This window comes from Nocardioides sp. NPDC057772 (assembly GCF_042798075.1).
Taxonomy (GTDB): Bacteria; Actinomycetota; Actinomycetes; order Propionibacteriales; family Nocardioidaceae; genus Nocardioides.
In genome coordinates this window covers 1-10629 of record NZ_JBHVKN010000178.1, presented here as the reverse complement: position 1 = coordinate 10629, position 10629 = coordinate 1, and the positions used below count along the sequence as shown (strand labels likewise).

Genomic DNA, 10629 nt, shown 5'->3' with positions numbered 1-10629 from the left:
GTACTGAACCGTCGACTCAGAGACGCTCGGAGGATTCTCGACGGTGTTGTCCGTGCTGCTGGTGACGACTCCGACGATGGTCGCTGCGGCGACTCCGCCGCCCACAAGAATGCTGGCGACGATGGCAATGATGTTGCCCATGGATATGTGACCTCCCTCTCCTAGCGGCGAACCCTAGCAGTCTGGCGGCGAACCATACTGATCAGTAGCAGAACTGTTGATGTTGTGGCTCCGATCCAGGCCAGGCCGTACGCCACCCACGCTCCGATCACTGCCGGACCGGCCGTCACCTCGGGTGTGAAGTGATCGCCTCCGGGCAGTCGCTGCACGAGCAGATCACCACCTTCGTGGACGACCTCGCCGGCGATCCGCGGCGCCTCGCCCGCGGACCGGTCGGTGATGACGTACCCGATCCCGAGCCGGCGCAGGGCGTCGGCCTGCCCCCCGGCGTCGGTCCCGGTGAGCGCATCGGCGACCGCCTCCGCCCGCCGGTCCTCCCCCGGCACCACCGTGCTGCCGATGGTCAGGTCGCCGTCGACGACGCTCGAGCGGGTGATCATCCGCGGCAGCGGGTCGAGCACGGGCCGGCCACCGTTCCACGAAGGCGCGCGGTAGGCGGACCAGGGCAGGACGAGTACGTCCCCCGGGGCGGTCTCCTCGGCGAGCACCGCGCGTGCCTGGCGCCACTCGGTCGGGTAGTCGGCGGTGCCGATGCCACCCGCGAGGCCCCAGGCGGCGTCGGGGAGCACGGCGACCGGCGCGAGCGCGAGGACGACGGCTGCCGCCCAGCGGGGAGCCGTGCCGCGCAGTCTCTCGGTCAGGGTGTCGACGCCGCTGGCGACGGTCACGACCAGCAGCGGCAGGCAGAGCGGCAGCAGACGGCTGCTGTCGCGGAGCAGCGCCAGGCCGGGGACGTCGTGGGCGAGGGCGTCGAGCGCTGCCGACGCCGCCCAGCCGGCGAGCGCGATCGCCAGGCCGGCGACCCAGAGCGCCAGAACCGCCACCCGCTGACCGTCGGAGGCCCACCACCGGCGGAGACCGGCCGCGACGAGCGCCACGACGAGCAGCAGGCCCGCCCAGGCCGCCCAGCCCTCGCGGCTCGCCGGGACGACCGAGGTGTTCCAGATCCCGGCGAGCGACAGCGCCGCCAGCGGGGCCGGCAGCGCGTCGCCGCGCAGCGCGAAGACGTCGAACCCGGTGGCCGAGGCGGCCTCCGCGGTGCGGGTCAGGCCGGCGACGAGCCAAGGTGCGTTGACCACCGCCACCGCGGCCAGCAGCCGGACCGGCCGGCGGCCACGGCGCAGGCCGGTGGCGAGGAGGACGGCACCCGTGACGATGCCGGCGCTCGCGCTCAGGCTCCCGGCGAGCAGGACCGGCAGCATCCACACCGGACCCCGCCCCCCCGCCGCCCCGCGGCGGCCGGCCAGGACCAGCCAGGGCACCGCGGCATAGGCGAGCAGCATCGGCCAGTGGCCGATCCACAGCCGCTCGGCGACGTACGGACTCCATACGGTCAGGCTCACCACCGCCAGCCGGGCGGCGAGCGAGCGGTCGCGCACCAGCTCCGCGGCCCCGGCCCCGGCGAGCACCAGCGCTCCCACCAGGACGATCTTCTGCAGCAGGAGGCCCGGGACGATCTCGTCCAGCACCGCGACCACCGCGTCGGAGGGTACGGCGCGCGGCAGGCCCGAACCGAGCCCGAGCACGTCGCGGGTCAGCGCGAGGTCGGCCACCCACACCATGTCGTAGCTGAGCACGAACCCGGGCCCCAGCGCCGGCCCCAGCATCAGCAGAGCGAGTACGCCCGCCCACGCCGTAGGCACCACCCGCTCCCTCACGCGGCCACCCTAAGCCGAGACGTCACTTCCGCAGGCCGAGACGTCACTTGTGGCGAACGAGTTCCGATCCTGGGCGGATGCCGGTGCCGGCATGTGGCCCGAGGCGGCCTAGGCTTTCCAAGTGCCCACGATGACCGCCAGCCCGACCAGCGCCCGCCGGCGCCGGCTGTCCGCGCTCATCCGCAGCAGCGGCTTCCTCGCCGTCTGCATCATGGTCACCAACGTCGCGACCTACGGCTTCCAGATCATCGCCGCGCGGATCCTCGGCCCGGGACAGTACGGCGGCGTCGCGTCGATGATGTCGCTGCTCCTCGTCGTCGGCGTGGTCCAGCTCGGGATGCAGGCGACGGCGTCGCGACGGGTCACCGAGACGCCCGGCCAGGAGCGTGCCATCGAGCGGACGGTGCTGCGGGCGACCTACCGGGCGGCCGTCGTGGTCGGCGTGGTCATGCTCGCCGCCTCGCCGCTGGTGTGGCGGCTGCTGCGGCTCGACTCCATCTATCCGGCGATGCTGGTCGCGGTGTGTGCGGTGCCGCTGACGATCATGGGCGGCCAGGCCGGGGTGCTGCAGGGCGAGCGTCGCTGGCTCGACCTGGCGATGGTCTACCTGGCGCTGGGCATGCCGCGAGTCGTGGTCGCCACCGCCGCGATGTGGGTGCGGCCGACCGAGGGCGCCGCGATGGCCGGTGTCGCCCTCGCCCAGTTCGCGCCCGCGGTCGTCGGGTGGTGGGTGCTGCGGCGGCGTACATCTGCTTCTGCCGAGGCGAAGCCCGGCCCCATCAAGCCCGTCGTGGTGGAGATGCTGCACGGCTCGATCGCGCTGCTGGGCTTCTTCGCGCTCTCCAACGTCGACATCCTGATCGCACGCAACGTGCTCTCCGACCACGTCTCCGGCTTGTACGCGGGTGGCCTGATCCTCACCAAGGCGGTGCTGTTCCTGCCGCAGTTCGTGGTGATCATCGCGTTCCCGTCGATGTCGGCCGAGGCGAGCCGCCGCTCGGCGCTGGTCAAGTCACTGGCCCTCGTGGGCGGTCTGGGCGCGTGCGCGATCGCGGGCTCCTGGCTGCTGTCGTGGTTGGCGATGATCTTCATCGGTGGCCCCGACTACGCCGAGATCGAGGACCTGCTCTGGGTCTTCGCGATCCTCGGCATGGTGCTCTCCGTGCTCCAGCTGCTCGTCTACTCGGTCCTGGCCCGGCGCAGCCGGATCTCGGCGTACCTCCTCTGGATCGCCGTCGCCGCCGTCGTGGCCCTGGGTGCGATGCAGACCACCGTGGAGGGCCTCGTCTGGGCGGTCCTCAGCATCGACGCCGCCCTCGCCGCCGTGCTGCTGACGGTCACGTTCTGGCGGCTCAGCCACCCGTCCAACCGCGGCTGACCTGCGACTTCACCAAACTGTCGGCGCGGCAGGCTTAGATGTGCGCATCATGCCTCGCTGGTCCATCGACGCCGTGGAGAAGGCGGCCCCCGACGCCGGGTCGCTCAACGCCGCCCGCAAGCTCGCCGTCCCCGGCCCCTGGTCGGAGACCGGCGCCACCGACGTGCTCGTCTGGGGCAAGTGCCAGGGATCGGGCAAGAGCCCCTACCAGGTGAGCGTCGACCTCACCGGCCCCGCCTACAAGTGCTCGTGCCCGTCGCGGAAGTTCCCGTGCAAGCACGCGATCGCGCTGCTGTTGCTGTGGGCCGGGGCTCAGGTGGGCGAGGCCGACGAGCCGGAGGCGTACGCCTCGGAGTGGGCCTCCCAGCGTGCCGCTCGGGCCGAGGGCGCCGCCGAGGGTGCCTCGGCACCGGCCAAGCCGGTGGACCGGGCTGCCCAGGCGAGACGGGCCGCCGAGCGCCGGGCGCTGATGGACGGCGGCGTCGAGGACCTCGTGCTGTGGTTGGAGGACCTGGCGCGCGGCGGGCTCGCCACCGCGAAGACGCAGCCGTGGACCTGGTGGGACGCGGCCGCGTCCCGGTTGGTCGACGCGCAGCTGCCCGGGCTCGGCGAGCGGGTCCGGGAGATGGCGGCCGCGGTCAACCGGCGTGAGGACTGGGCCGAGCATCTGCTGATCGAGATCGGCCGCTGGTGGACCGCGGCCCGAGCGTGGCGGTCCTGGGACTCGCTCGACGCCGACACCCAGGGTGATCTGCGGGTGGTGGTCGGCTGGGCGATGCCGAGCGCCCAGGTGCTGGAGGCCGGGGTGCAGGCCGACGTGTGGACCGTGCTGGGGGCGCATCGCGACGAGCGCGGCAACCTGATCGAGCAGCGGACGTGGCTGCGCTCCGACTCGGGCGAGACCGCGCTCCTCCTCGACTTCGCGGCGGGCGGCAACCCGCTGCCGATCGCCCGGCTCGCCGGAGCCCGGCTGGCGGCTTCGGTCGGGTTCTATCCGGGCCATGCGCCGCGCCGGGTGGTGCTGGCCTCGGAGCCGGAGGCGCTTCCCGCCACCTCCGACCTCGGCAGCGCGACCGATCTCGCCGGCGCCCGAGCGGCGCTCGCGGCAATCCGGGCCGGCAACCCGTGGGCCGACCGGGCACCGGTCGTGGTCCGCGTCGCCGCGTGCGTGCCCGAGGGCGACGAGCTGCCGTACGTCGTGGACGACGCCGGTCACCAGGTGCCGTTGCTCGGCGAGCCGGGGACCTGGTGGCGGTTGCTGGCCTTGACCGGGGGTCATCCGGTGACCGCGTTCGGGGAGATCGAGGACGGCGGGCTGCGGGTGCTCACCGTGGTGAGCGTCGAGGACGGATCCGACGACGGGGAGCTGGTGGCGCTGTGACCACGATCGAGGAGTGGTGGGACGCGGTCGCCGCGACCGCGGTGCTCGGCACGGCGCGGCGCAGCGTGCCCCCGGCACCCGAGACGGTGCCGGACCGGCGTGGGGCCTCCGCGCAGACGGCGCTGCTCGACGCGGCGGCGCTGGGCGGAGCGATGGTGCGTTCGGGGCGACCGCTTCGCACCGGGTCCGCGCCGGCGGCGGCCCCGGCCGATCGGCTGCCGGTGGCACCGGCTGGTGGCGTACAGCTGTTGGAGCTGGTGCTGCACCAGACCCCCGGCGGCGCCGACCTGCGCGGCGACCTCCTCGGCCACTGGCTGGCCTGTGCGAACGCTGCCGGGTACCGGGTGCCGTCGCGGCTGCTCCCCCGGCTGCTGGACCAGGCGCTGACCCGGCCCGAGCTGCACCGCGACGCGCTGACGGCGGCCGACGCGCGCGGGGCCTGGCTGGTCGCCAACCGGCGCCGGTGGCGGCCGATGATCGCCTCGGCACGAGCGGCTGCCGGTGCGGGCGAGGAGCTCCTCGACGACGCAGCCTGGGCGCGGCAACCGACCGTCGCTCGGGCCGAGATGCTGACCCGGCTGCGTGCCGACGACCCAGCTGCCGCCCGCGAACGGCTCGAGTCGGTCTGGGCGAGCGAGAAGGCCGCCGACCGCGCGACCCTGATCAAGACGCTCCGGACCGGTCTCAGCCTCGAGGACGAGCCGCTCCTGGAGCGTGCGCTCGACGACCGGGGTGCGGACGTGCGGGTCGCCGCCCGGCTCCTGCTCGACGCCCTGCCCGGCTCGGCGCGCGGGCAGCGGCTCGGCGCGCTGCTCCGCCCGCTCATCACCGTCACCGGGGTCGTGCGCCGCACGCTCCACGTCGAGCCGCCCGCCGAGGCCGACGCAGCGGCGAGGCGCGACGGGCTCGACAAGGCCCCGAAGGGCCGGTCCCAACGCGGCCACTGGCTCACACAGCTGGCCGCAGGTGCCCCGCTCGAGGTCTGGACCGATGCCACCGGCAGCGACCCCGAGGCGACCTGGCCGATGATCACAGACCCCGACGCCCGCGCCGGCATCATCGCCGCCGTCATCGCCCGCCGCGACCAGGTGTGGGCCCGTGCACTGGTCGACGACGTCCACCGCGGTGAGCTTCTCGAGATCGTGCCGAACGCAGACCGGGAGGCGATCGTGCTGCGTCAGCTCCTCACCGGAGCGGCGGCAGGCACGAGCGGGACGACCATCTCCGCCCGGCTCCGCGCCGTTCCGGGGCCGTGGAGCCTCGACTTCAGCCGTACGATCCTGGATCTCCTCACCGCCCGCGAACGCGAGCTGACCCGGTCGGTCGCCACCTTGGCCGCGCGGATGCCGCCCGAGATCGTGCCCGACCTGCACCGGCTGCCCGACTCGCTCGCCAAGCAGCGCAACCAGCTCATCCAGCACCTCTCCCTCGTCCACGCCATCACGGAGGCCTTCCAGTGACCGACATTCTTCGCGCCCACGCCGAGGACGCCTACGCCGACGAGCTCACCGCTCTGGCCGCCCACGATGCCGCGAGCGGCCGGCCCCGCCCGCCCCAGTGGCGGCTCTCCCCCTGGGCCGTGACCACCTACCTCCTCGGCGGCGAGCTGCCCGACGGCACGGCGATCAGCGCGAAGTACGTCGGCGCCCGCCGTCTCATGGAGATCGCGGTCGCCTCCTTGGCCACCGATCGTGCGCTGCTGCTGCTCGGCGTTCCTGGCACGGCCAAGACCTGGGTGGGCGAGCATCTGGCCGCGGCCATCTCGGGCGACTCGACGCTGGTCGTCCAAGGCACCGCAGGCACCCCGGAGGAGTCGCTGCGCTACGGGTGGAACTATGCCCGTCTGCTCGCCGAGGGCCCCTCGCGGGACGCGCTGGTGCCGAGCCCGGTGATGCGGGCGATGGAGACCGGCGCGCTCGTCCGCATCGAGGAGCTGACCCGCATCCCCGCCGACGTCCAGGACGGCCTCATCTCGATCCTCTCGGAGAAGACGCTGCCCGTCCCCGAGCTCGACGACGAGGTCCAGGCGCGCCAGGGGTTCAACCTGATCGCGACCGCCAACAACCGCGACAAGGGCGTCAACGACCTCTCCTCCGCGCTCAAGCGGCGCTTCAACACGGTCGTGCTGCCGCTGCCGGACACCCTCGACGACGAGGTCTCGATCGTCCGCAGCCGGGTCGAGCAGCTCGGCGCCTCGCTCGCCCTGCCCGCCGACCTGAGCCAGCTCGCCGAGATCGAGCGCGTGGTCACCATCTTCCGTGAGCTCCGCTCGGGCGTCACCGCCGACGGACGTACGTCGGTGAAGTCGCCCTCCGCCACCCTCTCGACCGCCGAGGCGATCTCGGTGATGACCAACGGGGTGGCGCTGGCGGCGCACTTCGGCGACGGCGTGGTGCGCGCCGACGACGTCGCGGCCGGGCTGGTCGGCGCGGTGGTGAAGGACCCGGTGCAGGACCGGATCGTGTGGCAGGAATACCTCGACACCGTGGTCCGCGACCGGCCGAGCTGGGCCGACCTCTACCGCGCCTGCCGGGAGCTGGTGTGACCGAGCGCAGCTGCGCCTTCGAGATCCTGGGCGTACGCCACCACGGGCCGGGCTCCGCCCGGTCGGTCGAGGCCGCGCTCGAGGAGCTCTCCCCCGACCTGGTCGTGATCGAGGGGCCACCGGAGCTCGACGCGCTGCTGGGGCTGGCGGGCGACCCGGAGCTGGTCCCGCCGGTCGCGGCACTGGTCTATGCGGTCGAGGAGCCGCGGCGCTCGGCGTTCTACCCGTTCGCGTTCTTCTCCCCGGAGTGGGTCGCGATGCGTTGGGCGCTCGAGCGCCGCGTCGACGTCCGCTTCGCGGATCTTCCGGCGACACACTTCCTGGCCCCGACCGTGCCGTCTGAGGAGGCCAGCGACGAGCGGCCCGAGCCTCGACTGGCGGGCTCGGATCCGATCTCGCGGCTCGCCCGGGCGGCCGGCTACGACGATCCCGAGCGCTTCTGGGAGGACGCCGTCGAGCACCGTGCCGAGTCGTCGCTGGGCCGGTTCACCGCGATCCGCGAGGCGATGGCAGAGATCCGCACCGAGGATCCGGTCGATCGCGAGAACGAGCGGCGCGAGGCGTACATGCGCAAGGTGCTGCGCGCGGCAAGACGCGAGGGCCGTGAGCGGGTCGCGATGATCTGCGGCGCTTACCACGCCCCGGTCCTGCACCCGTCGGCCTGGCCCAAGGTCGCCGACGACAACGCCCTGCTCAAGGGCCTGCCCAAGATCAAGGTCACCGCCACCTGGGCGCCCTGGACGGCCGGCCGGCTCGCTGCCGACTCCGGCTACGGCGCGGGCGTCACGTCCCCCGGCTGGTACCAGCACCTCTACGCCCACTGGCACGCCGGCACCCCCGACGACGTCGTGCCCGGCTGGCTCACCCGGGTCGCTCGGGTGCTCCGTGCCGAGGGACTCGCCGCGGCTCCCGCGACGGTCGTGGAGGCCGTACGCCTCGCCCAAGCGCTCGCCGCGGTTCGCGGCCGGCCATCCGCCGGTCTCGACGAGCTCGAGGACGCCACCGTCGCGGTGCTGTGCGAGGGCTCGCGGCTGCCGCTGGCGCTGGTGGAGCGCACGCTGGTGGTCGGCGAGGAGCTCGGCCAGGTGCCCGAGTCGGCGCCGTTGGTGCCCCTCGCCCAGGATCTGGCCCGCCAGCAGAAGCGGCTCCGCCTCAAGCCTTCCGCCGCCGAGACCACCGTGGTGCTCGACCTGCGCCGCGAGACCCAGCGCGAACGGTCGCTGCTGCTCCACCGGCTGCGGCTGCTCGGCATCGACTGGGCCACCGAGGCCGACCGCGGTGGCACCAAGGGCACCTTCAAGGAGGCCTGGACGCTGCAGTGGCAGCCGGAGTTCGCGGTACGTCTGGTCGAGGCCGGCCTCTACGGCACCACCGTCGTCGCCGCGGCCGAGGGGCTCGTCGCCGAGCGTGCGGCGCAGGCCGAAGACCTCGGCACACTGGCCGAGCTCATCGACCAGGCGCTGGTCGCCGACCTCCCCGCCGGGCTCGAGGCCGCGATCACGGCTCTCGCCGAGCGCACCGCGCACCAGCACGACACCCTCTCCCTGCTCCGGGCGATCGAGCCGCTGGCGCGGACGCAGAGGTATGGGGACGTACGCGGCTCCGACACCGCTGTGGTCGCCGGCGTGCTCCACACCGTGGTGCTCCGCGCCGCCGCCGGGCTGCGGGCCGCCTGCACCTCGCTCGACGACGACGCAGCAGCAGCCATGAAGGGCGCGCTCGACGCCGCCCACCGCGGGGTGTCGCTGGTCGGCGAGGCGCCCGCCGGATCCTCGCCTCCGGCGTGGGTGGCGACCTGGGAGCAGGCTCTCCTCGCACTCGCCGCCGACGATCAGGTCCACGGGCTGCTCGCCGGACGGGTCAACCGCATCCTCCTCGACTCCGAGCAGGTGAGCATCGAGACCGTCTCCGCGCGGCTCAGCCGTCACCTCTCCCACGGCACCTCGCCGGAGCACGCCGCCGCCTGGGTGGACGGGCTGCTCGAGGGCGAGGCGCTGCTCCTGCTCCACGAGATCGAGCTGCTCCGGCTCCTCGACGAGTGGGTCGCGAGCGTCGCGGAGACCACCTTCGAAGACCTGCTGCCGCTGCTGCGCCGCACCTTCTCGCGCTTCCAGTCGCCCGAGCGCCGCCAGATCGGTGGCCGTGTACGCAACCTCGACGCCGCCACCGACCTCCATCACACCGCCACCCTCGATCTCGACCTCGCCCTGCCCGCCGCCGCGCGGGTCGCCGACCTGCTGCAGCTGGAGCCCGCATGACCACCGAACGCGACCGCCTCACCCGCTGGCGCCTGGTGCTCGGCGGCGACGCCGAGGAGGCCCTGGGGTCAGGTGCCGGCGGCACCCCCATGTCGCTGACTGCCGAGGACCGCGCCCGCGACGAGGCCCTCGAGCAGCTCTACGGCGAGCAGCCGAAGGGCCGCAGCGCCGGGCTCGGCGGATCGGCTCCCCGGGTCGCTCGGTGGCTCGGCGACATCCGCACCTACTTCCCCACCTCGGTCGTGAAGGTGATGCAGGGCGACGCGATGGACCGCCTCGGCCTCCACCAGCTCCTCACCGAGCCCGAGATGCTCGACTCGGTACAGCCCGACATCCACCTCGTCTCCACCCTCATCGGCCTCGGCCGGGTGATCCCCGAGCACAGCCGCGAGTCGGCCCGAGCCGTCGTACGCACCGTCACCGACGAGCTCGAGTCCCGGCTCCGCTCCCAGACGGTGCAGGCGGTCACCGGCGCCCTCAACCGGGCCGCGCGCACCCGTCGTCCGCGACCCGCGGACATCGACTGGGGACGTACGATCGCGGCCAACCTCGAGCACTACCTGCCCGAGCACCGCACCGTCGTGCCCGAGCGCCTCGTCGGCCACGCCCGCAAGGCCCAGCAGACGCAGCGGCGCATCATTCTCTGCATCGACCAGTCCGGCTCGATGGCCGAGTCGGTCGTCTACTCCAGCGTCTTCGGAGCCGTGCTCGCCTCGCTCCGCTCGGTCGAGACCAAGCTGGTCGCCTTCGACACCGAGATCATCGACCTGACCGAGGATCTCGACGACCCCGTCGACGTCCTCTTCGGCGTGCAGCTCGGCGGCGGCACCGACATCAACCGCGCCCTCGCCTACTGCCAAAGCCTCATCGAGCAGCCCGAGGAGACCGTCCTGGTGCTGATCAGCGACCTCTACGAGGGCGGGATCCGCGAGGAGATGCTGCGACGTTCCCGCGAGATCACCGACTCCGGCGCCACCATGGTCGCGCTCCTCGCCCTCAGCGACTCCGGCGCCCCGAGCTACGACGCCGGCCACGCCGCCGCGCTCGCCGACCTCGGCATCCCCGCCTTCGCCTGCACCCCCGACCTCTTCCCCGATCTCATGGCCGCCGCCATCGACAAACGCGACCTCGGCGCCTGGGCCAGCGAGAACGACATCACCACCGCCGCTCCCACCGACTGACCCCCTCCATCGAGCCGTCATCCCCGCGGGCCGAGACGGCAGAAACGG

Annotated in this window: 7 protein-coding genes; 6 read left to right on the top strand and 1 reads right to left on the bottom strand. The window is 73.4% G+C overall.

Annotated features, from left to right (window positions below; all coding sequences use genetic code 11):
• Positions 1 to 161: 161 nt before the first annotated feature.
• Positions 162 to 1838 (bottom strand): hypothetical protein, encoded by a 1677-nt coding sequence (locus ACFVJS_RS22095; protein WP_378884946.1) that lies wholly within the window; start codon positions 1836 to 1838, stop codon positions 162 to 164.
• Between the two features lie 121 nt (positions 1839 to 1959).
• On the opposite strand from ACFVJS_RS22095, the gene ACFVJS_RS22090 reads away from it, so the two are divergent.
• From ACFVJS_RS22090 to ACFVJS_RS22065, 6 genes are read left to right on the top strand one after another with little or no spacing between them, the layout of a single operon-like run.
• Positions 1960 to 3216 (top strand): lipopolysaccharide biosynthesis protein, encoded by a 1257-nt coding sequence (locus tag ACFVJS_RS22090; RefSeq protein ID WP_378884943.1) that lies wholly within the window; start codon positions 1960 to 1962, stop codon positions 3214 to 3216.
• Between the two features lie 49 nt (positions 3217 to 3265).
• Positions 3266 to 4597, top strand: coding sequence for an SWIM zinc finger domain-containing protein (locus tag ACFVJS_RS22085; protein WP_378884940.1), 1332 nt, complete (start codon positions 3266 to 3268; stop codon positions 4595 to 4597).
• Positions 4594 to 6057: a DUF5691 domain-containing protein gene (locus ACFVJS_RS22080; RefSeq protein WP_378884937.1), complete on the top strand. Its 1464-nt coding sequence runs from the start codon at positions 4594 to 4596 to the stop codon at positions 6055 to 6057. Before ACFVJS_RS22085 ends, ACFVJS_RS22080 begins: the two co-directional genes overlap by 4 nt.
• Positions 6054 to 7142 (top strand): AAA family ATPase, encoded by a 1089-nt coding sequence (locus ACFVJS_RS22075; RefSeq protein ID WP_378884935.1) that lies wholly within the window; start codon positions 6054 to 6056, stop codon positions 7140 to 7142. The genes ACFVJS_RS22080 and ACFVJS_RS22075 overlap by 4 nt, the downstream gene beginning before the upstream one ends.
• Complete coding sequence (locus tag ACFVJS_RS22070; protein WP_378884932.1) at positions 7139 to 9400, top strand: DUF5682 family protein; 2262 nt, start codon at positions 7139 to 7141, stop codon at positions 9398 to 9400. Before ACFVJS_RS22075 ends, ACFVJS_RS22070 begins: the two co-directional genes overlap by 4 nt.
• On the top strand, positions 9397 to 10581 hold the full coding sequence (locus ACFVJS_RS22065; RefSeq protein ID WP_378884929.1) for a VWA domain-containing protein: 1185 nt from the start codon (positions 9397 to 9399) through the stop codon (positions 10579 to 10581). The genes ACFVJS_RS22070 and ACFVJS_RS22065 overlap by 4 nt, the downstream gene beginning before the upstream one ends.
• The last annotated feature ends 48 nt before the right edge of the window (positions 10582 to 10629 follow it).